This is a genomic window from Porphyromonas macacae DSM 20710 = JCM 13914 (genome assembly GCF_000379945.1).
Taxonomy (GTDB): domain Bacteria; phylum Bacteroidota; class Bacteroidia; order Bacteroidales; family Porphyromonadaceae; genus Porphyromonas; species Porphyromonas macacae.
Genome location: NZ_KB904153.1, coordinates 41,533 through 63,533, shown reverse-complemented (window position 1 = coordinate 63,533; position 22,001 = coordinate 41,533). Strand labels below are relative to the sequence as shown.

General features: G+C 40.2%; 23 protein-coding genes. 9 read left to right on the top strand and 14 right to left on the bottom strand.

Going from position 1 to position 22,001, the window contains the following annotated elements:
- Window positions 1–30: 30 nt before the first annotated feature.
- Entirely contained in the window at window positions 31–660 is a 630-nt protein-coding gene (locus A3GI_RS0109645) for an SIS domain-containing protein (protein WP_051074594.1), read from the bottom strand.
- A gap of 67 nt (window positions 661–727) precedes the next feature.
- On the opposite strand from A3GI_RS0109645, the gene A3GI_RS0109640 reads away from it, so the two are divergent.
- Complete coding sequence (locus A3GI_RS0109640) at window positions 728–1,954, top strand: M16 family metallopeptidase (protein ID WP_018361245.1); 1,227 nt, start codon at window positions 728–730, stop codon at window positions 1,952–1,954.
- A 278-nt stretch (window positions 1,955–2,232) separates the two neighbouring features.
- On the opposite strand, the gene A3GI_RS0109635 is transcribed toward A3GI_RS0109640, so the two are convergent.
- From A3GI_RS0109635 to A3GI_RS0109615, 5 genes are all read right to left on the bottom strand, one after another.
- A complete protein-coding gene (locus A3GI_RS0109635; RefSeq protein WP_018361244.1) occupies window positions 2,233–3,246 on the bottom strand; it encodes a porin in 1,014 nt (337 codons plus the stop codon).
- A gap of 100 nt (window positions 3,247–3,346) precedes the next feature.
- Window positions 3,347–5,284 (bottom strand): NAD(+) synthase, encoded by a 1,938-nt coding sequence (locus tag A3GI_RS0109630; protein ID WP_018361243.1) that lies wholly within the window; start codon window positions 5,282–5,284, stop codon window positions 3,347–3,349.
- A gap of 290 nt (window positions 5,285–5,574) precedes the next feature.
- Entirely contained in the window at window positions 5,575–5,928 is a 354-nt protein-coding gene (locus tag A3GI_RS0109625; protein WP_025079583.1) for a VOC family protein, read from the bottom strand.
- A gap of 406 nt (window positions 5,929–6,334) precedes the next feature.
- Window positions 6,335–8,545, bottom strand: a complete 2,211-nt coding sequence (locus tag A3GI_RS0109620) for a heavy metal translocating P-type ATPase (RefSeq protein ID WP_018361241.1) — start codon at window positions 8,543–8,545, stop codon at window positions 6,335–6,337.
- A gap of 15 nt (window positions 8,546–8,560) precedes the next feature.
- Window positions 8,561–8,770 (bottom strand): heavy-metal-associated domain-containing protein, encoded by a 210-nt coding sequence (locus A3GI_RS0109615; RefSeq protein WP_018361240.1) that lies wholly within the window; start codon window positions 8,768–8,770, stop codon window positions 8,561–8,563.
- 246 nt (window positions 8,771–9,016) lie between these two features.
- On the opposite strand from A3GI_RS0109615, the gene A3GI_RS0109605 reads away from it, so the two are divergent.
- Window positions 9,017–9,487 carry a Dps family protein gene (locus A3GI_RS0109605; protein WP_018361239.1) on the top strand — a complete coding sequence of 157 codons (471 nt, stop codon included), beginning with the start codon at window positions 9,017–9,019 and terminating at the stop codon, window positions 9,485–9,487.
- A 472-nt stretch (window positions 9,488–9,959) separates the two neighbouring features.
- Window positions 9,960–11,201, top strand: coding sequence for a glycoside hydrolase family 27 protein (locus A3GI_RS0109595; RefSeq protein WP_018361237.1), 1,242 nt, complete (start codon window positions 9,960–9,962; stop codon window positions 11,199–11,201).
- A 193-nt stretch (window positions 11,202–11,394) separates the two neighbouring features.
- Here the strand turns inward: A3GI_RS0109595 and A3GI_RS0109590 are convergent, their stop codons facing one another.
- From A3GI_RS0109590 to A3GI_RS0109575, 4 genes are read right to left on the bottom strand one after another with little or no spacing between them, the layout of a single operon-like run.
- Window positions 11,395–11,883 (bottom strand): DUF4252 domain-containing protein, encoded by a 489-nt coding sequence (locus A3GI_RS0109590; RefSeq protein WP_081612829.1) that lies wholly within the window; start codon window positions 11,881–11,883, stop codon window positions 11,395–11,397.
- 23 nt (window positions 11,884–11,906) lie between these two features.
- Entirely contained in the window at window positions 11,907–12,455 is a 549-nt protein-coding gene (locus A3GI_RS0109585; protein ID WP_018361235.1) for a C15 family peptidase, read from the bottom strand.
- Window positions 12,456–12,481: 26 nt separating this feature from the next.
- Window positions 12,482–12,988 carry an RNA polymerase sigma factor gene (locus A3GI_RS0109580; protein ID WP_018361234.1) on the bottom strand — a complete coding sequence of 169 codons (507 nt, stop codon included), beginning with the start codon at window positions 12,986–12,988 and terminating at the stop codon, window positions 12,482–12,484.
- A 44-nt stretch (window positions 12,989–13,032) separates the two neighbouring features.
- Window positions 13,033–13,539: a DUF4252 domain-containing protein gene (locus A3GI_RS0109575; RefSeq protein ID WP_162151393.1), complete on the bottom strand. Its 507-nt coding sequence runs from the start codon at window positions 13,537–13,539 to the stop codon at window positions 13,033–13,035.
- Window positions 13,540–13,696: 157 nt separating this feature from the next.
- On the opposite strand from A3GI_RS0109575, the gene A3GI_RS12000 reads away from it, so the two are divergent.
- Genes A3GI_RS12000 through tyrS form a run of 6 tightly spaced genes read left to right on the top strand, consistent with a single transcriptional unit; the run spans window position 13,697 to window position 17,796 of the window.
- Window positions 13,697–14,398 carry a DUF4271 domain-containing protein gene (locus tag A3GI_RS12000; protein ID WP_018361232.1) on the top strand — a complete coding sequence of 234 codons (702 nt, stop codon included), beginning with the start codon at window positions 13,697–13,699 and terminating at the stop codon, window positions 14,396–14,398.
- On the top strand, window positions 14,395–15,147 hold the full coding sequence (locus tag A3GI_RS0109565) for a uroporphyrinogen-III synthase (protein WP_018361231.1): 753 nt from the start codon (window positions 14,395–14,397) through the stop codon (window positions 15,145–15,147). Before A3GI_RS12000 ends, A3GI_RS0109565 begins: the two co-directional genes overlap by 4 nt.
- Window positions 15,144–15,557 carry a ribonuclease P protein component gene (rnpA, locus tag A3GI_RS0109560; protein WP_018361230.1) on the top strand — a complete coding sequence of 138 codons (414 nt, stop codon included), beginning with the start codon at window positions 15,144–15,146 and terminating at the stop codon, window positions 15,555–15,557. Before A3GI_RS0109565 ends, rnpA begins: the two co-directional genes overlap by 4 nt.
- Entirely contained in the window at window positions 15,554–15,805 is a 252-nt protein-coding gene (gene yidD / locus A3GI_RS11540; protein ID WP_370445994.1) for a membrane protein insertion efficiency factor YidD, read from the top strand. Before rnpA ends, yidD begins: the two co-directional genes overlap by 4 nt.
- Entirely contained in the window at window positions 15,806–16,471 is a 666-nt protein-coding gene (locus tag A3GI_RS11030; RefSeq protein WP_018361229.1) for a TatD family hydrolase, read from the top strand.
- Window positions 16,472–16,503: 32 nt separating this feature from the next.
- Window positions 16,504–17,796 (top strand): tyrosine--tRNA ligase, encoded by a 1,293-nt coding sequence (gene tyrS, locus A3GI_RS0109550; protein ID WP_026216058.1) that lies wholly within the window; start codon window positions 16,504–16,506, stop codon window positions 17,794–17,796.
- 131 nt (window positions 17,797–17,927) lie between these two features.
- Here tyrS and A3GI_RS0109545 read toward each other — a convergent pair whose 3' ends face one another.
- From A3GI_RS0109545 to tgt, 4 genes are all read right to left on the bottom strand, one after another.
- Entirely contained in the window at window positions 17,928–18,923 is a 996-nt protein-coding gene (locus tag A3GI_RS0109545; RefSeq protein WP_018361227.1) for a class II fructose-bisphosphate aldolase, read from the bottom strand.
- 160 nt (window positions 18,924–19,083) lie between these two features.
- On the bottom strand, window positions 19,084–19,545 hold the full coding sequence (gene smpB / locus A3GI_RS0109540) for an SsrA-binding protein SmpB (protein ID WP_018361226.1): 462 nt from the start codon (window positions 19,543–19,545) through the stop codon (window positions 19,084–19,086).
- 17 nt (window positions 19,546–19,562) lie between these two features.
- Window positions 19,563–20,651, bottom strand: a complete 1,089-nt coding sequence (locus tag A3GI_RS0109535; RefSeq protein WP_018361225.1) for an LptF/LptG family permease — start codon at window positions 20,649–20,651, stop codon at window positions 19,563–19,565.
- A 32-nt stretch (window positions 20,652–20,683) separates the two neighbouring features.
- Entirely contained in the window at window positions 20,684–21,814 is a 1,131-nt protein-coding gene (gene tgt, locus A3GI_RS0109530; protein ID WP_018361224.1) for a tRNA guanosine(34) transglycosylase Tgt, read from the bottom strand.
- Window positions 21,815–22,001 lie beyond the last annotated feature (187 nt).

Below are 22,001 nucleotides of genomic sequence, written 5' to 3'. Positions count from 1 at the left end.
GCAAGAAAAGCAGAACAACCATGAAGCATCCTATGCTTCATCTTCGCTCAGGGTACGACTGCGGAGACCTAAATAGCCACCGTGGTGACGCAGAGAGTAATCGTGATAACCGAAACCTATTCGTTGCATTGTTTCCACTACCAATATATCACCCAACACAGTCATTACTGTGGTACTGGTAGTAGGTGTAAGCCCCAACGGACAAACCTCCGCAGGATTTCCTGTGGATAAGCACACATCTACACTGCAAGCCAACTTACAATCAGGAGCGCCTGTAATCATGATCGTCGGCAGATCCGGCACCAAACGTTTGGCCAAATCCAATAACTCCAACACCTCGCGAGTTTTACCGGAATTACTGATCATGAGCATAATATCATTTTTGCACAACAAACCCAAATCACCATGTTGTGCTTCACTCGGATGCAGAAAGTATGCAGGGGTTCCTGTAGAGCTAAAAGTAGTTGCTATATTAAGTGCTATCTGACCAGCCTTGCCCATACCGGTAGTAACCAAACGTCCGCCTCGCTCATGAACACATTTCACAATCAAGTCCACGGCTTTTTCATAATCATTATCTTGCGGAATGGCCTGCACAGCTGCTGCTTCGGCCTGTAAAATCTCTGCTACGGTATAATGATGTATCTGCTTTTGCTCCATATTGTAACAAATTATGGCACAAAAGTATTTATTAATTTTGAATCCTTCTAATAAAAGACCGTCTATAATGGAATATATCACAGAAATATTGCCTTCAGGCCTGAAAATAGCCTATTTTCCCGATCAAAGCGAAGTAACTTACCTCGGTTACGGTATCGGTGTGGGGTCGCGTCACGAAAATAACCGTGAGCATGGATTGGCTCATTTTACCGAACACATGCTTTTCAAAGGTACCGGGAAGCGATCTGCCAAACAAATTATTTTCAGAATGGAAGAGGTAGGAGCGGACTTAAACGCCTTTACGACTAAAGAAGAAACGTTCTTATATGCAGCCTTCAGTAAAAGGCACCTCAACCGGGCGATGGAGCTGATGAGTGACATCGTTCTCCACAGCGCCTATCCGGAGAAAGAACTTCAAAAAGAAAAAGAGGTGATTATCGATGAGATAAATTCGTATAAAGACACTCCTGCAGAACTGATATACGATGAATTTGAAAATTTGCTTTTCAAAGGAAGGCCGCTCGGACACAACATTCTCGGCACAGAACAATCGGTCAGACGTGTACAACCGGCTTCAGGCCGGCAATTTCTGGCCAAACATTACAGGCCTGACAATATGCTTCTTTTTGTTATGGGACAGGTGGATTTTGAACGACTGATAGAGCAGGCATCATACTATTTCCCTTCCAAGGACCCCGTACCACGAAGAGAGGCTGTTAAAAGAAAACCTTTTGTACATCCATGCGGACAAACGATAAGAAGAAGAAAAGACACTTATCAACACCATACCATGATAGGCAATCTGGCTTATGCGATGAACGATAAACGCAGATACGCACTCAGCCTGATGACAAATATTCTGGGTGGTCCGGGTATGAATTCCCAATTAAATATGTTGCTGCGCGAAGAAAACGGTTTGGTATACAACGTGGAAGCAGGATATACGGCATATAGCGATACCGGTGTTTTTCATATCTACTACGGCTGCGCCAAACAAAATGCAGCCTATACAAAAAAACTGGTTCTGGAGGCACTGGAGCAGTTCATCTGCCGTCCACTGACCGAACAGGAACTCACTGCGGCAAAACAACAATTAAAAGGTCAGTTGGCAATTTCCAACGACAACAGGGAAAATGTATTCCTCTCCATGGGAAAAAGCCTAATGCATTTCGAGCATTTTAATTCCCTGCCCGAGCTTTATCTCCGCATAGATAGTATTACTGCCGATGATATCTTTGAAGTGGCAAGAGAAGTCTTGAATCCGGCCCGGTTATTGACGTTGGAATACGCATAACAAATCACATTTCAACATTTTGATTTGCCTGTATCGAATAGAATAAAAACATATCCCTCCAAAACAAAGGGGCTGTGTCAAAACATGGAATTGGGAGAAATCTCCTTTCATATCGATAGTTAGCGCCCTTTCTAACCCAATAAAACAATCGCTATCATTGAGTTTTTAGCTCTTTGATAGCGATTGTTCTTTACAAATGACAGTTGATTTAGGGAGAATGGAGTTTTGACACACCCCCTTTGTTTATGTACGAGACAGCGTATAAAGCCAAAAGTTTCTTAAAAAGAAACCTGTAGCTGTGCCACTACCCGATGGGCATCATCAGTTGCGTCGACAACTTTGTTTTTCGTTTGAGTAAAAATATATTGCGCCTGTAAACGACACCGTTTGGAAAAGTTATATTGAACTCCTCCCACAGCACTCAGAATATTTATGTCTTTAGCCTGAAAAAGCTGTTCAAAAGCTGCGACGCCGTCTACTCTATCCGAAAAGTGTGCTACTCCCGTCACATTATAGCCTTTGTCCTTATCCGAATCGAGATGCAGGAACAGTCCCTCTGCACGAAGGTCGAACATATCGCTCGTATAAGCAGCGGCAGCTCCCCACTGCAGACGCTCCACGCGCGTGTTTACTCCGGCCACATCCATATTGATCCGTCCATACAAAGCGCTTCCGTTTAGAGAAAGTCCTTCCAATGGATGCAGAGTCAGGCTGCCACCGAATGATTTATGGGTATTATTATCTACTTGATTTATACCATTACCGTTCAACACATCCAAACGATAATCGAGTAAACCATTAAACAATGCTCCTGAAACCTCCAAACCAATATCTCGGCCCGTAGTGCTGTGACCGCTAAAGAAGGGACAAATAGGCCCATTGCCGAGCACGTAATTGGTAAGAATAGAACCTTCTACCAGTTCGTTGGTGGCCGGATTAAATTGATTTTCCCAACCTACGGGATTCTTGAACTGCCCTAACCGTACATTTAGCTGTGGAGCAAAAGAGTATTGAGCATACAGATCAAGCAAAGTGAAGCCCTTTGCAAAATCTGCCACAGCCATTGCTGTCCATTTATCCGTAATGTGAGCTTTGGCATGGACAACAGCACGCCTCAAGTAAAACGAATTAATGTTAGATGTTTCTTTAAATTCTGCACCAAAACCGGCTTGAGCATAGGCTCCTAATGTAACCCCTCTTTCTTCTGAACCCAAATAATACTGTGCCGATACAGGTGTAAGAACAGCCAAAAACATTAATAAGCTGATCAAAAGAAATTTCTTCAACTGCATAATAAAGCTTGTTTAGTGATTGGATAGATTATTGTTATGGAAATAAATATCGCACATATAACAAGATGTTCGTTTAAATTATAAGCGACAATATAGTCAATTATTCCGGCAAAAGTTCAATCTCCTTCAGCCACATAGCACTATGCGCATCGCTCACCATACGCCACTCTCCACGAGGAGAAAGACTGATACGGCTAACTTTCGGACCGTCCGGCATGGCATTTCGTTTGAACTGTTGGGCGAAAAATCTCTTGAAAAAGGTCAACATACACTTCTTTATTTCAGCACGTGTATAATTGCCTCTGAAAGCAACCTCGGCAAGGTAAAAAATCTTTTCCGGAGCAAATGCATTGTGCATGAAATGATAGATGAAAAAGTCATGCAGTTCATATGGGCCAATGATACTTTCCGTAGACTCCGAAGTTTGTTTTTGAGCATCGACAGGCTTTAATTCCGGACTTATAGGGGTATCCAGTACCGAACGCAATGTGTTGGAAGTATCGGCCCCGAAACGGTTGATACGCGCCAGATAATTCACAATCAACTGTACGGATGTTTTCGGCAAACTCGCATTGACGCTATACATGGCCATTTGATCTCCGTTAAAAGTACACCACCCCAGCGCCATCTCGGATAAATCTCCTGTTCCGATTACAGGACCTTTGTATTTATTGGCCAAGTCCATAAGTATTTTAGTACGCTCTCTGGCTTGTGAATTTTCATAAACGGCATCATGCACGGCAGAATCGTGCCCGATCTGCTTAAAATGAAGTTCACAAGCCTTCGTGATATCGATATCCAAAATCGTCACTCCCAATCTGCTCATCAACTCATACGCATTGGTATAAGTACGTTTGGAAGTACCAAATCCCGGCATGGTAACGGCAATAATTCCCTTACGATCCAGCCCAAGAAAATCGAATGTACCCACTGTAACGAGCAGTGCCAGCGTAGAGTCGAGACCTCCGCTAATACCGATAATGGCATTATTTGTTTTCATGTGTCTGAGACGCTGTGCAAGACCGCTGATCTGTATGTTAAAAATCTCACGGCATCGCTCATCCCGCAAAGGGGTATCGGGCAAAAAAGGATTTCGCTCCACAGTACGCGTAATAGCGGGCGATTGCTCTGCTGAACGCAGCGTAAAAGGTATCTCCGTGAGGTTGGTGTCGGTAAAATGGGAAACCGCAGCCTTAAAGCTGCTATTAATCAATCGCTCCGTCTGAATGCGCGATACATCTATATCATTGATTATCATACGCTCGCTATAGTCGAAACGCTCCATTTCTTCAATGATCTCTCCACATTCGGCTATAAAACCTTTTCCGGTGAATACGACGTCCGTCGAACTTTCGCCATAACCGCAGGAAGAATAAACATAACCGGAAATGCTCTGTGAAGAAAGTCCGCTGATAAGTGACCTGAGATAGCTATGTTTTCCGGCATTTTCATTACTGGCGGAAAGATTGAAAATAATCTGAGCACCATAAAGGCAAAGACGCGTACCCGGGGTATAAGGAGTCCACATATCTTCGCAAATCTCGATACCGATACCAACCGTACCGCAGCGGAAAATAATATTATGCCCGATAGGTACTTTATGTCCGGCTATGTCGGCAATGGAAAATTGCAAATCGCTGGCAGGCGAAAACCAGCGTTTCTCCTGAAACTCCCGATAATTCGGCAAATAGGTTTTAGGAATAGCACCGAGCATTTTACCATGCTGAAAAGCAACAGCCGAATTAAACAGTTTTTCCTCGACACGCAACGGCATACCCACAATAACCAAAACCTGTGTTTCAGCCGTACGCTCCACCAAACGGCTCAAGGCATCTTCAGCTTTTTCCAGCAAATAAGGTTGCAAGAACAAATCTCCGCAGGTATACCCTGTAATACTCAGTTCGGGGAAAGCAATAATTTCGACTCCGTTACGGTCGGCATCGAAGACCATTTTCTCTATGCGTTCTATATTGTAATCGCAATTGGCAACCTCAAGGAATGGTACGGCAGAGGCTACTTTGATAAATCCGTATTTCATATTCTCTCAGAAAAGAATGATATTATGTTATTCTTGTAAATTTCAATCAATTGTAGAACAAGGTTAATATTGCACAAATATACACCTTTATATAATTTACGTAAAGCCAAGCATGCCGTACAATTCAAAATTCTATAAACAGCATAAAAACATCAACCTTTCAATCCTTTTTATTTTATAATAAACAAAAATCCGTCTCGTCTTTTCTTGATAATCTTTCCCATCAATCCTCGGTTGAGCGATTCGACAAAATCATATACAATTCTTTCCCTTCCGAAATGTCAAATCGTCTACTTTCTACTTTGAAAAAATTCGAGCCAATGACCATCCGGATCTTCAAATGTAAATAACTTCCCATAAGGTTCTTCCCTTATTTCTCCGATTATCTTTATGTTCTTACTCCTTAACTCATTGTAAAGATGTTCGATATTATCGGTCTCAAACATAATCCTTGTTTTCTGTGGAATTACCCCACCCTTGCTTTGCGGCCTTTTCAATATGGCAAATGAAGTTTCACCTAAATCAAACTCCACCCAATCGCCATCTATGAGTTTTATCTCAAAACCGATATTCCGGTAAAAATCTTTCGATTTTTGCAAGTCACTCACATAAATCCAACAGGCATATATTTTTTTCGCTTTTATCATCGAGCATCAAATGTTTCATTAGATGATTTCTGACCTCTTAATAGGCAAATTATCAACAAAATATTCCGGTCGATTCTCCATATTGGAATCAACCGGTTTATAAACTTACGAATTTCTTAATCCAGGCAGGAAAACTAAAAAATTTATTCTCTATACTTCAACAACAAATAATGATAAATCTTATTTGAGATTGACTGAAAAAAATCTGCCTGATGGTTGAAAATTCTTCAGGCAAAGAAAAAAAATCCAAGTTAACTTCGTTGAAAATCCATTGCTTGAAGAATTTTCAACCATCAGGCAGAGAATTTTTGAGTATGACGTGTATTAAAAAATGGAGAGGCAATGTGTATTCTCATCACATGCCTCTCTTTCGGATCTTATTTGACTGTTTTATGTCTTCGACTCAGAACTTGAAACGTTTTAACCTCAAACTGTTGCTGACCACGGAAATAGAACTGAAAGCCATGGCAGCTCCGGATATGGCCGGATCCAAGAGTAAACCGAACGAAGGAAACAACACTCCGGCGGCAATGGGTATCGCCAATAAATTGTATATCAGAGCCCAAAACAAATTTTCCTTTATGATTTTGCGAGTTTGTCTGGATAATCTGAAAACACCCGACAACAAGCGCAGATCATGCTTAACCAGAGTGATCATAGCGGTTTCTACGGCTATATCGCTACCTTTCGCCATGGCCACGCTTACATCGGCCAGTGACAAGGCAGCCGAATCATTCACGCCGTCACCCACCATAAGCACGGTTCGTCCCTGTTTTTTCAATTCTTTCACCAATTCTGCTTTTTCATCCGGAAGCATACGTGCCCTGTATTCCGTAATTCCTAATTCAGCTGCAATCTCTTCAGCACTTTCAATACGGTCACCGGTAGCCATGATTACCGATAATCCGTGCTTTTTCAATTCTTCAACGGCCTCACGACTTTGTGGTTGTAACTTATCGGCTATTTCGTAACGTGCCAATAATGTATCGTCTTCACTGAAGTAAACCAAAGCCGACGTTGCGGAAATACTTTTTTTCCAGACACCTTTCTTTTCGCTTACAAAACGCTCCGAACCGATTCGATAGGAATGCCCCTCGTAAACAAACTCCACACCGGATCCGGGAACATTATTATAACCTTCCAAATTCGGCAGTTCTGCATTCTTAAAGTCAAGGAAGTTACATATAGAAACCGCCAACGGATGCGTATTGGCTAATTCTGCTGCATACAAAAGCAACTCATATCTTTTTACACGACTTTCTTCCACAGTCCATTCTACGGAATTGACTACCGGCTTTCCCTCCGTCAATGTACCGGTCTTATCCAGCAGTACGGTATTCACATTGGAAAGCAATTCCAATGAAACGGCATTTTTAATTAAAACATGGTTTTGAGCAGCTTTGCCTATGCTAACCACCAATGCCGTAGGTGTAGCCAGCCCCAAAGCACAGGGACAAGCAATAACCATAACGGAAATGGCACACAAAAGAGCAATGGAATTTGATCCATAACCACCGAATATCAGCCAAAAAAGATAGGTAAGAATAGAAATCGTTATCACAACAGGTACGAAAACAGAGGCTATCTTATCGGCCAATCGCTGTATCGGGGCCTTGCTCGACTGGGCATCACGCACAGCCTGTATAATACGTCCCAAAACTGTTTGTGCCCCTACCCCCTCTGCTCTCATAATCATGGATCCACGCCCGTTAATGGTACCGGTATACAAGAAATGATCAGGTTCCTTATCTACCGGCAGAGGTTCTCCGTTTATCATGCTTTCATCCACACTGCTTTGCCCGCTAATAACAACACCGTCTACCGGTATACGCTCTCCCGGCCGTATGCAAACAAACTCATTTATTCGAATACTGCCGATGGGAACAGTCTCGTCCCGACCGTCTCTGCGTACCACGGCTTCCTTAGGCATTAACCCGACAAGCTGCCTGATGGCACTGCCGGTACTGTAAGTAGCACGTTTTTCCATCAACTTTCCCGTAAGAACGAATGTTATGATCATAGCAGAAGCATCGAAGTAAAGATGCGTACCATGATAAACCGTTTCAGCAGAAAAAGTAAGTAAAAGAAGCATGATAAAACTGTAGAAAAACGAAATGCCGGTACTCAAAGAAACGAGCGTATCCATCGACATAATACCATGGCGTATCTGTTTAACCGCATTGATATGGTAGCTACGACCGAAATAAGAATAAACGGGCAAAGCTATCAACATCATCAACCACATTTTCAAAAGAGAATTACCGAAATCTGCAAACATCAGAGACATCATTAAAACAGTGGCAACCCAAGATAAAACAGTGTCCCGTTTCATAGTCTTCAGTTCAGCCTTTTCAATATCTTCCTTTTGTTGTAGCCTCTCTGCATCTTCATCCCCTATAATCAAATCGAAACCGATGGCACGAACGGTTTTCTGCAATTGCTTTCCGTCTACGATGCCGGAGTCATACTGTACATGCAAACTGTTTTCGGATAAGAGAACACTACAACCCCTGACTCCGTCGATTTTTCCGACCGCTTTCTCCACGTTTGCGGCACAAGCGGCACAGCGCATACCAACAATAGGATATATGCGTTTTATCAAATTCTCTTTCATGCCGGGATGTTCTTCTTACAATATCATTTCATACCCGGCATCAGACACGACCCTGGCTATAGATTCCGGAGAAACAGTCTGAGGATTATAATCTACGATGAGAAGTGCTTCTTTAAGAATAACACGTGCTTTTTGTACTCCGGACAACGAAGAAACCACCCGTTCAACTGCTCCACTGCAACCTTCACACATCATACCTTTTACAGTAAACTCTTTTTGTTCCATGACTTTTGTTTTTATGTTTTATATAATGAAACATCCTGAATTTTGGAATGTTTACTTTACACATATTAATGCAACCATTCTATATGTAAATCACTGTAACCCGATGGCATCAATAGAATTAAGCTATTGATTTTATTTTCATAATTCAAAATAGCTATCGAGCCATAGATAACGATTGTTGCCTGTCGATATATGTAAAAGTATCTTTGTTACAGAAATAATTACTAACAATAAATTTTGAAAATTATGAACAACGTATTAAAAATCACAAAAGTAAACCCTTCAAAGGAACTGATCGGCAAACTGGAAGCACTGCTTGCAAACATGCAAATTTTCTACACAAACCTCAGAGCTCTCCACTGGCACATTGAAGGTAAACAGTTTTTCGAATTACATAAACAATACGAAAACCTTTATGATGAAATGGCCGAACAAATAGATGAAGTAGCAGAAAGATTACTGCAATTGGGCGCTAAACCTGAAAACAAATTCAGCGAATATCTGAAAATCAGCTCTATAAAAGAAATCGGTAAAGTATCCGATGCGAAAGAAGGTATTGCCATCGTAGAAGAAGGATATGGCGTTCTCATAAGCTTAGAACGTGAAATCATCGATGCTGCAGAGCCGGTGAAAGATGAAGTAACGACAGATTTAATGGTAGGCTTCTTGGGTGGACAGGAAAAATTAATCTGGATGCTTAATGCATACAAAGGTTAAAAACTTTCCATAATAAATTATTGGTGTCCGGTAAAATTTAGGAGGTTAGAGATTTGGAACTAAAACCCTTCATATTTCGCAAAAACAACCTTCTAAAAGGGCATTACGAAGAAAAAGGAGTTTGACAATGTTAGAAATGACAGTATGGAAAAATACAAGCCCTCTAATTCAAATTCTCTTGTAATCTGCTATAGAACAGTAGTTTTTGAAGGTTCTTCGATTTTTTACCGGACAGCAATAATAATAAATATATAAGGATGTAAAGAAGAAGAAGTGATACTTCCAAAATAATTCAAACAACCCCAACGGGCAATTATCAGACCCCGGATATACGAATGTTTCGTATGTTCGGGGTTCTTTTTATCGACATTACTCCCCAATAGCAACATGTAAGCATCATAAAAATAACTCTTAGCAATATCTGCATATAATATTAACTTTGTAAGAAGACACTAAAAAATCTTACTTTATTATGAAAATAATCGGAAAAGCTTTTCTAATTTTTGCTACTCTATTCAACTGCCCTTTCTTAAATGCCCAAAACTCAGAGGTCAAAACACCTCCCATGGGGTACATGACTTGGAATTATTATGGGCTGAACATTCACGAAAACGATATAAAAATGATTGCGGATATCATGGTGGAATCCGGGTTAAAAGATTTGGGCTACAATTATATTTTTATAGATGATGGCTGGCAAGGGGGACGAGATAATAAAAACAATATAATCCCCGATCCTCAGAAATTTCCTTCCGGAATGAAAAGTCTTGTAGATTATGTACATGGGAAAGGACTAAAAATCGGCATCTACTCCGATGCAGCACCACTTACCTGCGGTGGCTATACAGGAAGTTTACACTTTGAGGAGCAAGATGCGAAAACGTTTGCCGAATGGGGGTTTGATTATCTGAAATATGACTATTGCGGTGCACCGGATAATCGGGAAACGGCCATAGAACGATACACAAAAATGAGCAATGCTTTGAAAAAAACGGGACGTAACATAACGCTCGGTATCTGCGAATGGGGGGATCGCTCTCCTTGGCTGTGGGCAGAAAAAGCAGGCGGCACATTGTGGAGAACGACTGCTGATATACGAGATAAATGGGAGAGTATCGAAAAAGCCGAAAATGCAAAAGATCTGCATCGTACAGGTGCGGGGATACTGGATATCCTTAATATCAATGCAGATCTGGATGAATACGCAAAAATCGGTGCATGGAACGACCCCGATATGTTAGTGGTGGGATTGCATGGTAAACCCGGAGCTCCCTCAACCGATCTCGGAGGTGTAGGATGCACCGACGTCGAATACCAATCACAAATGAGTCTGTGGTGCCTTATGGCTGCTCCGCTAATGATAACGTGCGACCTGCAAAACATGTCAAAAGAGACCGTAAACATTCTTATGAACAGGGATATTATTGCTATTAATCAGGATGTGGCAGGAAAACAGGCAAAACGAATCATAAAGACCTCTGATTGGCAGGTTTTCTTAAAAGAATTATCCTATGGAGACTATGCTTTGGGCGTCTTGAATACAGGAGAAAAAGAAAATACGATAGATATCAATTTGAAAGAGATCGGTATTTCAGGTAAAATAAAAGCTAAAGATCTTTGGAGCAAAAAAACATTTGGAATCAGAAAAAAAATATCCGTAAAAGCCGCAGCGCATGAAACAAAAGTATACCGGCTTTCCCAACAAAAAAGATAAGAATACTCATATAGTTTATAAATAAAGAGTATCTCATGATGGGATACTCTTTTATTTTATAAAGCTTTGCAAAAAATCCGGCAAATCTCTAATTCAAGAGATCTGCCGGATAAAAATGGGGAAGTCTATACTTCACGTACCAACTACCCTACGGGTCGATTCGTAAATATAAACAATTGGAGTCGAAAAAAGTTCAATGAGACTGAGAAATAATTTTATCAAGATCTTTCTTTTCAAATTTTCCACGAAGAATAATTGCTACAAAATCCTCTTTTTCATCAATCAACATATAAAGATCTTCAAACAAGTTTCCCTGTTTCTTTGAAATCAGCTTCAATAAGCTGTTATCCTCTTTTACAAACATCAAGGTTTCAAACTTCTTTGATGTAGTAACCAACATAGGAGAAAACGTTTTTTTCAGTTCGGCTGTAGCCTGTTCATTTTCTGAAGTAAAAATATAAATACCTGTAAGTTTTTCGGCTATTCCGGAAAAATCCACGTTCTCCTTTATCATTCGTCCTTTAGGCATCATTTTGATCATACTTTCCGAAAGAAAAATAGAGGTTACACCCTTCATCTTTAACATCTTGTCATAATCTATATTTTGACCTTCTATTATTCCCGAAAACGACAGGAATACAGCAGTCAAAATCAAAATCAATTTTTTATTCATTAGTTTCATTACAATTCCTTTTATTAATGATTTTATAAACTTATGGAGGTCTTAATCTTTTCTACAGTTTTATCTATTTCTTCGAGTGACTCCCGGCTCCGTTTCATCTTAATATCAATGATGTTAAAAACATCATCGGTCAACTTATCCGCTTCTGCCTGAGAAATCTCTCGTCCGTCTATCATTGAAACGTCGTGCATGAAAATATTTTCATCAGACAAACCGAATTTGGAGAAACCTATCGCAATCAGGATAAAAAGAGATGCGGCCGCCATATATCGGAAGTTTTTCCTATTAAAAAAACCGATATAGTTTCTTTGAGAGGAAATCTTTCCCAATCCGGCTTCTTTTCTTTTCAAACGAGTGATAAATTCAACATGTTCTTCCATATTGCCGACTATCGAAGTTTCATCAAAATTTCCTTCCATCAGAGAAACAATTAACTTCTTATCTGCTTCATATACCCCGTCATCGCTTTCGTTCAACAGTAAAAGATATAATTTCATCTCCTGCTCACGAGAAGTGCTCCCCTCATAGAACATATCCAGCAACTCATCGATTTCTTTTTTATTAGTTTTCATTTTGCTGTTATTAAATTGATTTCGGGCTAATCCATACATATCTTGCGAGCTTCTCTCCTGAGTCTGCTAAGCATCACTCGGACGTTTACAGCAGAAAGGCCCAAAGAAAGAGCTATTTCATCATTAGAACAATGTCTGAAGTGAGCCATCACAAAAAGAGAGTATTTAGGTTCTTTAAGTTTTTTTATCCACTTCATCAGTTTCTCATTTGTTTCTTTTAACACCAGTTTTTCTTCCACATTCTTTTCTCCTGCAGGAATAATCTGCAATATTTCATCACTGACCGGTTGTTTTTTACCATAGCTATGGCTTTTCCTCAATTCGTCGAGACAATGATTACGTGCTGTGCGTAAAATATATGCCTTAGGGTTTTGCAATTCGTCTAAAGAGTCTCTCTGTTGCCACAACTTCAGATAGATATCCTGAACACTGTCTTTTGCCATATCTTCATCTTCAAAAATTTGCTTACACAATATCTCTACCAGGTATCTGTGCGGCATGAAAGAATCGAGGAATTGCTTTTCGCTTAACATTACAAACTATATTTCTTCAAATAACGCTGCACGCGTATACAATTTTAATTACCCAATTTAATGAAATCTTTTCCTGAATTTTGGCCTGTATTTTCAGAGATAAGTTTTTTAATATTCTCCATAAGCATAACACCCGAAATCTTAAGTGCAACATAATTATCTTCCGTATCTACCAAAAAGTAGAGATTATTGATGTGCCCGGTATCTTTTTTGTCATAAAAAATACGTACATAACTGTCTTCTTCTTTAATGTTCATCATTAATTCGGCATCCGGAAATTCGATTGTTTCATTAATTCCCTGCAAACGCTCCTGTATTTCCTGCTTCATTCCTTTTTTCTCGATACTGTATACCCCGATATTTCTCATGCCGTATTCATACAGTTCTGAAAATTGAGAATCCAAAGAATCGACTGCAAGTTGAACTACATGAAATTCCTGCAAATCATCGAAAACCCCGTTGAGGGTCTTAGCCTGTGCAAAAACATTAGATACGTTCAAAAACAAAAATGCAATGCTTACCAATCCAAAAGTTCTAAATACATGTTTCATAATATTTACCATTTTAATATTAATAATTAGTAGTTGTTTCTACAATTAAAGACGTAAAACATTTATTGTTGTTACAACATATTCATAAAAAGATTTTAAGGAAAGAGTTATCTTTCGCTGATATTAGAAATAATAACTAAACTCGCCTGTTGTACAGATGAATGATTTTTGGATAAATCAACACAGTTCTAATTTTTTTATCGGACTGATGATCTTCACATGGTTACTGACAGCCATCATCATACGTCAAATACCGGCTGTAATACAACTGACAGCAGAAGTGATAAGACATAAAAGGGTCAATGAATTTTCGACTCATCTGAAAAGATTTACCAGACCTTTCATACTAAACACGCTTATACACATTATCGAAACGATCTGTATAAGTATGGCTTTTTATCATTTATACCTCCACCGGCAAGTTATTTCATTAGCAAATTTTTACAATTCGATCAAACTGTTTTTTTTCTTGTTTATTGTGATATTCCTGTTTATGAGTACACGAAGAGGAATCTATAAACTTATAACAACTCTGTTTCTGAAAGAAGAAACTAGAAGCAGATTTCACAAGATATATCATATTATAGAACTGATCTTCGCCCTTCTATTAACAATTCCTGCCACTTTACTGTGGATTTCGAATATTTCTATTTTTATACTCTACGTTATGCTGGCTCTTTTTATAATATGGCGAATTGTTGTTTGTCTTGTTTCAATAGGATATGCAAGATATACCGAGATTGGAATAATTCATCTTTTGTTGTACCTTTGCATCCACGAATTGTTACCATTTGTTTACATTTACTATGGTATAAATTATATGATAAATAATGATATTTATCTGACTTTATTTGTATGAGCAAGATAGAGAAAATATTAATCTCACAGCCCAAGCCTGCATTTGGAAAATCCCCATATTACGATATTGCAGCGCAGCACAACGTAAATATTGATTTCAGACCGTTTATACAGGTGGAAACATTCTCGGCCAGAGAATTTCGTAATCAGAAGATCAATATTTCGGACCACACGGCGGTTATATTCACAGGCCGCAAAGCTATCGACCATTTTTTTAAGTTAACGGAAGAATTGCGGTTGGTAATGCCGGAAACGATGAAGTATTTCTGCATAAGTGAAGCTGTGGCTGTATATCTGCAGAAATACATTGTATATCGCAAAAGGAAAGTTTTCTTCGGACAAACCGGGAAAACGGAAGATATGGTTGCAGTTATCAACAAGCATAACAAGGAACATTACTTCCTACCTTTGGCCGAAGAGCATAAAAATGACCTTATCGATATGTTGGAAGAAAAGAATATCAACTTTACTTCCGGAATTATGTACCGAACAGTCAGTGATGATCTAAGCGATGTCGATATTCAAGCACAAGATATGATCATTCTTTTCAGCCCGGCAGGTGTACAATCATTAAATAAAAACTTCCCGGACTTTAAGCAAGGAGAGATTAAACTGGGAGCTTTCGGACCTTCTACTGCAAAAGCTGTGGAAGAAGCCGGTTTTCGTTTGGACCTGTCAGCTCCAACGGCCGAAGCACAGTCGATGACAACAGCATTGGATTTATTCCTGACCAAGAAAAAGAAAAAGTGATCAACGGCATTGAGCCTGATAAATCTCCCAACACGCTAACAAAAGCCGAAAGGCTCTATCTGCGTGATGAAATAAAAGATCTTTTCTCCAATGGAAAATCTTTTATCACATATCCGCTACGTGTGGTTTATTTACTTTCGGACACCCCGACTCAGGGTGTCCGATGCAGTATAATGGTAGCAGTACCTAAAAAACGTTTTAAGCGAGCTGTAAAACGCAATCGAATAAAAAGACTCATCCGTGAATCTTATCGAAAAAACAAACATTCATGGATAGCTTATTTGGAAAATAATAACAAATTTGCCAAAATTGCTTTTACAATGGTGGGAGAAAATCTTCCTGATTATAAAACCATCGAAAATGCCGTCAAGAAAACTCTGTACAAGATAGAAGCTCAAGAGTTGGAATGAGAAAGAACTTAAGTATATGGCGACCGATAAGAAAAGGATTGATATGGATATTATTGATCCCTATATACTTCTATAAAACAGTTATTTCTCCTCTTACCCCTCCCTCTTGTCGATTTACCCCAACCTGCTCGACTTATGCAGTGGAAGCGCTGAAAAAGCATGGGCCGTTCAAAGGACTTTGGTTAACGATAAAAAGAATACTGCGTTGCCACCCCTGGGGAGGTAGCGGATACGACCCCGTTCCGTAAATGTACTGGGATATTCATTCTCACAAAGCTTTTGGCGAAACAGAAGCTGTTCTGCGTATACATTCTCTAACGCCATCCGAATTCAGAGAATCGGAAACATCTGAATTCATAAGCATCGGATTGCATCCCTGGCATTTGGAAAAGTTCGATGAACAATTAGATCAATTAAAGCAAATCCTTAACTCGACTACATCGATACTTGCAATCGGAGAGTGCGGATTAGACCGTATTAAATCAAAATATTCTTTAGAGACGCAGACCAACGTTTTTCTGGAGCAGATCGAACTCAGCGAAGCTTTTAATCTTCCCTTAATTTTACATTCTGTCAAAACAAACAGCGATCTCCTTCATATCATGAAAGAGAAAAAGCCTCATTCTCCCTGGATTATACATGGCTACCGGGGGAACGCCATAGAATGTGCCAAGCTTTTAAGAACCGGCTTCTATTTAAGTTTCGGAGAACATTTCAACCCTGAAAGTCTTACGCTTGCATATAAAAACAGTAGATTACTTACGGAAACAGACACCGGTGAGGTATCTATCGAAACAACTTACAAAAATATTTCCCGGTCATTAAAAATTGATTTACAAGAACTCGAACAATCGGTAGACAAAACAGCAAGAAATATTTTCGGAGCAAGATTATCGCTAACTTTGTCCTGCTAATATTAAAATATCAAATCAAGAGAGTAACAATGATTGATTTTGTAGAGGAACTTCGTTGGAGAGGCATGATTCATAACATCATGCCCGGCACTGAGGAATTACTGAAGAAAGAAATGACATCTGCCTACGTGGGCATCGATCCGACCGCAGACTCATTACACATAGGCCACTTAGTCGGAGTCATGATGCTGCGTCATCTGCAGCAGGCAGGACACAGACCCATTGCCCTGATAGGAGGAGCCACCGGAATGATCGGCGATCCTTCTATGAAATCGGCAGAAAGAAATTTGCTCAGCGAAGAAACACTCCGCCATAATCAGGAATGTATAAAAAAGCAATTGAGTAAATTCCTCGACTTCGACAGCAAAGCAGAAAATGCCGCTGTTCTTGTAAACAACTATGACTGGATGAAAGACTACGGTTTCTTGAATTTCATCCGTGACATAGGAAAGCACATCACAGTCAATTATATGATGGCTAAAGACTCAGTAAAAAAGCGCCTCAGTGCGGATTCGCGCGCAGGGATGTCTTTTACCGAGTTCAGTTATCAATTACTTCAGGGTTACGACTTTCTATACCTCAACAGACATTTCAACTGTAAATTGCAAATGGGCGGATCCGATCAATGGGGTAACATAACCACAGGCTCAGAACTTATTCGCAGAATCGATGGCAAGGAAGCTTTTGCTCTTACCTGCCCTCTCATAACAAAAGCCGACGGAGGTAAATTCGGTAAAACGGAAAGTGGTAATATCTGGTTGGATCCCGAACGTACAAGCCCTTATGCTTTCTACCAATTCTGGATTAACGTTTCGGATGAAGATGCAGCAAAATATATCAAAATTTTCACCTCATTAAGTAAAGAAGAAATCGAAAAGTTAGAAGCCGAGCAGGCGGAAAATCCGCATTTGCGTCCATTACAAAAAAGGCTGGCACAAGAGATTACAATATTGGTACATGGCGAAACCGAGTATAATGCAGCAGTAGAAGCCTCGCAAATTCTTTTCGGGCAGGGAACCGCCGACACTCTACGCAAAATGAAGCCCAGTACAATATTGGATGTCTTCAACGGCGTACCTCAATTTAATATTCCAAAAGAAGCTCTATCCGACAATATTAAAGTTATTGATTTCTTAACCGAAACGGCTCCGGTATTTAAGTCGAAAGGAGAATTACGAAAGCTGATACAATCGGGAGGCATCAGCATTAACAAAGAGAAAGTGGATAGTCAGGATTTTCCGATTAATAAAGAAAATATCATTGCCGATAAGTATATTGTGGTACAAAGAGGTAAAAAGAATTATTTCTTAATCGTAGCCGAATAAACTCACAAATAAAAGAGTAGTTTTTTCGACTTTGAAAATCGAAGACAGACTTTGTCTGAATACAATGAACCCCGGAAGTTGAATTAAAAACATCCGGGGTTCATTGTATAATTAAAAAGCTACAAACAGGCTTAGATCTTATCGTTTGAACCTAAAACATTAACAATTTTATGTTTGTAAAGCTCTTTCAATGCATCACGAGCCGGGCCCAAATATTTTCTGGGGTCGAACTCTGCAGGCTTGTTTGCAAAGACCTCACGCACAGCTGCCGTCATAGCCAAACGACCATCCGAATCGATGTTTATTTTGCAAACGGCACTTTTAGCGGCACGCCTCAGCTGGTCCTCGGGAATACCGATTGCATCTTTCAATGCACCGCCATATTTATTGATAATGGCAACTTTATCTTGAGGTACAGAAGAAGAACCGTGGAGAACGATGGGGAATCCCGGTATACGTTTTTCGATTTCTTCCAATATATCGAAGCGAAGAGGAGGAGGTATTAAAATTCCGTTTGCATCACGTTTACACTGCTCCGGAGTAAACTTGTTCGCTCCGTGACTGGTGCCGATTGAAATAGCCAATGAATCCACACCTGTCTTCTTTACAAAATCTTCCACCTGGTCCGGCTCCGTATAAGTGTGGTGCTCTGCGCTCACCTCATCTTCCACACCGGCCAATACGCCCAACTCTCCTTCTACGGTTACATCATACTGATGCGCATAATCGACAACCTTTCTGGTCAAAGCCACATTTTCATCATAAGGAAGATGACTGCCGTCAATCATAACAGAAGAGAAGCCCATTTCAATACAGCTCTTACAAAGCTCAAAGCTGTCGCCGTGGTCTAAGTGCAACACGATCTGAGGATTCTTACAGCCTAATTCCTTGGCATACTCAACGGCTCCCTGTGCCATATAACGCAACAGCGTTTGGTTGGCATACTTGCGGGCCCCGCTGGATACTTGTAAGATAACAGGGGAGTTTGTTTCCACTGTAGCCTGTATGATTGCCTGCATTTGCTCCATGTTGTTAAAATTAAATGCAGGTATCGCATAACCACCTTTAACGGCTTTGGTAAACAAATCTCTTGAGTTTACTAAGCCTAAATCTTTGTAACTAACCATTTGATATTCTTTTTGTGTATTAATAAATTGAATTAGGTAGTACACAAAGATAGCATAATATACCTAATAACCCTATTGTAATATGATGAACTTAGGGGGATTTAATTAAACAAAACGATGTATATAACTCGTATTATTAAAGAAACAATATTAAGTATGGTTAATGTTGCATAGCCCGTGCCATACTCCGTTTATCTTCACGTTCTTTTATGCTTGCACGCTTGTCATAAATCTTCTTGCCGCGTGCCACGGCAATAACCAGTTTTGCAAGCCCGTTGTCATTAATAAACAATTTTAGAGGAACGATAGTAGTTCCTTTTGTTTTTATTGCTTCTTTTATTTTATGCAACTCACGTTTATTTAGGAGCAGCTTCCTTTCTCTGCGAGCCGAATGATTGTTGTATGAACCGTAGAAATACTCTGCGATGTACATATTTTTTACCCAAAGCTCACCATTGTTAAAGTAACAGAACGTATCCACCAGACTTGCTTTTCCCTGTCTTAGCGATTTAATTTCCGTTCCCACCAATACAAGCCCTGCCGTGTAGGTATCCAACAGTTCGTAATCGAAAGAGGCTTTTTTGTTCTTTATTGATATAGGGCGTTGTTTTACTTCTTTCATAATTGTCAAAACCACTTTTATCGTGGCGCTTTTTTGTATAAATATGCCGCAATGAATATGTAGGTGATATTCGGCAACCATGCAGCCAGCCACGGAGGCATCTGCCCGTTTACGGCAAAAGTCGATGTAACCGTTGTAAACAATATATACCCGAAACTCAGTCCTAACCCGATAGCAATGTTGAATCCCATCCCGTTTTTCATTTTTCTGGAGGAAAGGGTCGCACCGATGATTGTAAGAATAAAGGCCGAGAACATCGAGGCATATCTTTTATGCATCTCAATACTGTACACTTTGGCATTACTCATTCCGCGTTTGGATTGCACTTTAGCCTGTTTGTCCAGTTGCGGCGTTGTCATTGTCTCCACATCATGCTTTCCCACAAGAAATTCGGACGGCTGCAAATGTATAATGGTATCGAGACTGCCCCCTACGCTATCCCGTTCGTACAGGCCATCGAAGTTCCTGATACGATAGTTAAAAAGCGTCCAATGGTAAAGACTGTCCGGATTGTAAACAGCACGCTCCGCAATCAGGCGGGATTCCAGATCTCTTTTGTTAAATCTTTCCAAAGAGACTTGATAGCCTGTATTCGTACTTGCGCTGTAGGAACCGATAAAAAGAAAAACACCCTTTTCCAATTCCATCTGCACACTCTCTGCATACTTTACTTTTTTATCCTTGATATAGTTATTTTCGAACTCTAATCTTTTAGCATTACCGGGAGGAATGATGTAGTTATTCAAAACAAACGTAACCGAAGCGATGATAGCCGCCGAAATCAAATAAGGCCTCATCAGTCTTTTGAAACTCACCCCGCTCGACAGCATTGCTATGATCTCGGAATTCTCGGCCAACTTGCTGGTAAAAAAAATAACCGCGATAAAAACAAATAACGGACTGAATAAATTAGCATAGAAAGGAATAAAGTTGAGGTAGTACTGAAACAGGATATCGGAAAGCGGCACTTCCGGCTTCAGAAAATCATCAATCTTTTCATTGATATCAAATACCACAGAAATGGATATAATCAGCAGAATAGCAAAGAAAAATGTGCCTAAGAACTGCTTGATGATATATCGGTCTAATCGGCTTAATCCTTTCATGTTCAAAATGTTCAGTGTTAAAAAGCCCTATACTACAGACGTTTATCAAGGCGGTAAATCATCTCATCTTTCCACGGTCCGAAAGTACCGGCGGCAATATGCTCACGTGCTTCCTGCATCAAACTCAGATAGAAACCCAGATTATGGATGCTGGCTATTTGCAGTCCCAGAATCTCCTGTGTTTTAATCAAGTGGTGCAAGTAACCCAATGTATATTCACGGTCTACCCACGTTGCCCCTTCGGGATCTATCGGGGTCAACTCTTTGGCCCATTTGGCGTTTTTAATATTGATGGTTCCATTTCGTGTGAAAAGCTGACCGTTTCTTCCGTTGCGGGTAGGCATGATACAGTCGAACATATCCACGCCTCTGGCTATGCCCTCCAGCAAATTGACAGGCGTACCCACTCCCATCAAATAGCGAGGTTTATCCTTCGGCAGTATCTCGTTCGTGAGCTCTACCATTTCATACATTTTTTCCGTCGGCTCCCCCACAGCCAATCCTCCGATAGCATTGCCATCGGCACCTATCGATGCCACATTTTCCGCTGCACGCTTTCTCAAGTCAGGATAAACACATCCCTGCACAATAGGGAACAAACTCTGGCCATATCCATAGAGCGGTTCTGTTTCTTTAATACGTTTAACACATCTGTCCAACCAGCTTTCCGTGAGTTTTAAGGATTTGGCCGCATAACTGTAGTCGGCATCGCCGGGGCAACATTCGTCAAAAGCCATGATGATGTCAGCCCCGATAACACGCTCGATATCCATTACTCTTTCCGGTGTAAACAGATGTTTGGATCCATCGATATGTGAGCGAAAAGTTACGCCTTCTTCCGTTATTTTCCGCCGGTCGGTCAGGCTGAAAACCTGATACCCTCCGCTATCGGTCAAGATAGGTTTGGTCCATCCGCCGAATTTATGCAATCCGCCGGCCTTTTTCAATATATCCAAGCCCGGACGCAGATATAAATGATAGGTATTTCCTAAAATAATTTGAGCCTTTATATCATCCCGAAGTTCTCTCATGTGTACGGCCTTAACGCTTCCTACGGTGCCCACAGGCATAAAAATAGGTGTCTCTATTTGTCCATGATCCGTTGTTATAAGGCCTGTACGGGCATTAGTCGATCGGCATTCGGTTTTTATTTTGAAATCCATAAATACAATAATAATATCATACAAAGTTAATGCATTTTTAAGTTGAGATTATCCTTATCGATGCGTATTGCATGAAAGAAACATTCCGGCATCGAACGTATCACTGTGATAAACTTAAGACAAAAACCTTGAGAGAGGGTAAGATTGTGGTTCAGTAGGTACAATGTAAGAACTCTCAACCGAACAT

Excerpts from the sequence above, each read along its gene's own strand:
- A3GI_RS0109565 (WP_018361231.1), top strand. The coding sequence starts at position 14,395 with ATGAGCAAGATAGAGAAAATATTAATCTCACAGCCCAAGCCTGCATTT.
- A3GI_RS0109585 (WP_018361235.1), bottom strand. The coding sequence starts at position 12,455 with ATGAAAACTAATAAAAAAGAAATCGATGAGTTGCTGGATATGTTCTAT.
- A3GI_RS0109590 (WP_081612829.1), bottom strand. The coding sequence starts at position 11,883 with ATGAAACTAATGAATAAAAAATTGATTTTGATTTTGACTGCTGTATTC.
- A3GI_RS0109575 (WP_162151393.1), bottom strand. The coding sequence starts at position 13,539 with ATGAAACATGTATTTAGAACTTTTGGATTGGTAAGCATTGCATTTTTG.
- A3GI_RS0109605 (WP_018361239.1), top strand. The coding sequence starts at position 9,017 with ATGAACAACGTATTAAAAATCACAAAAGTAAACCCTTCAAAGGAACTG.
- A3GI_RS0109545 (WP_018361227.1), bottom strand. The coding sequence starts at position 18,923 with ATGGTTAGTTACAAAGATTTAGGCTTAGTAAACTCAAGAGATTTGTTT.
- A3GI_RS11030 (WP_018361229.1), top strand. The coding sequence starts at position 15,806 with ATGTACTGGGATATTCATTCTCACAAAGCTTTTGGCGAAACAGAAGCT.
- tgt (WP_018361224.1), bottom strand. The coding sequence starts at position 21,814 with ATGGATTTCAAAATAAAAACCGAATGCCGATCGACTAATGCCCGTACA.
- yidD (WP_370445994.1), top strand. The coding sequence starts at position 15,554 with ATGAGAAAGAACTTAAGTATATGGCGACCGATAAGAAAAGGATTGATA.
- smpB (WP_018361226.1), bottom strand. The coding sequence starts at position 19,545 with ATGAAAGAAGTAAAACAACGCCCTATATCAATAAAGAACAAAAAAGCC.
- A3GI_RS0109630 (WP_018361243.1), bottom strand. The coding sequence starts at position 5,284 with ATGAAATACGGATTTATCAAAGTAGCCTCTGCCGTACCATTCCTTGAG.
- A3GI_RS0109580 (WP_018361234.1), bottom strand. The coding sequence starts at position 12,988 with ATGTTAAGCGAAAAGCAATTCCTCGATTCTTTCATGCCGCACAGATAC.
- A3GI_RS0109640 (WP_018361245.1), top strand. The coding sequence starts at position 728 with ATGGAATATATCACAGAAATATTGCCTTCAGGCCTGAAAATAGCCTAT.
- A3GI_RS0109535 (WP_018361225.1), bottom strand. The coding sequence starts at position 20,651 with ATGAAAGGATTAAGCCGATTAGACCGATATATCATCAAGCAGTTCTTA.
- A3GI_RS0109645 (WP_051074594.1), bottom strand. The coding sequence starts at position 660 with ATGGAGCAAAAGCAGATACATCATTATACCGTAGCAGAGATTTTACAG.
- A3GI_RS0109615 (WP_018361240.1), bottom strand. The coding sequence starts at position 8,770 with ATGGAACAAAAAGAGTTTACTGTAAAAGGTATGATGTGTGAAGGTTGC.
- A3GI_RS0109635 (WP_018361244.1), bottom strand. The coding sequence starts at position 3,246 with ATGCAGTTGAAGAAATTTCTTTTGATCAGCTTATTAATGTTTTTGGCT.
- A3GI_RS0109595 (WP_018361237.1), top strand. The coding sequence starts at position 9,960 with ATGAAAATAATCGGAAAAGCTTTTCTAATTTTTGCTACTCTATTCAAC.
- A3GI_RS0109620 (WP_018361241.1), bottom strand. The coding sequence starts at position 8,545 with ATGAAAGAGAATTTGATAAAACGCATATATCCTATTGTTGGTATGCGC.
- A3GI_RS12000 (WP_018361232.1), top strand. The coding sequence starts at position 13,697 with ATGAATGATTTTTGGATAAATCAACACAGTTCTAATTTTTTTATCGGA.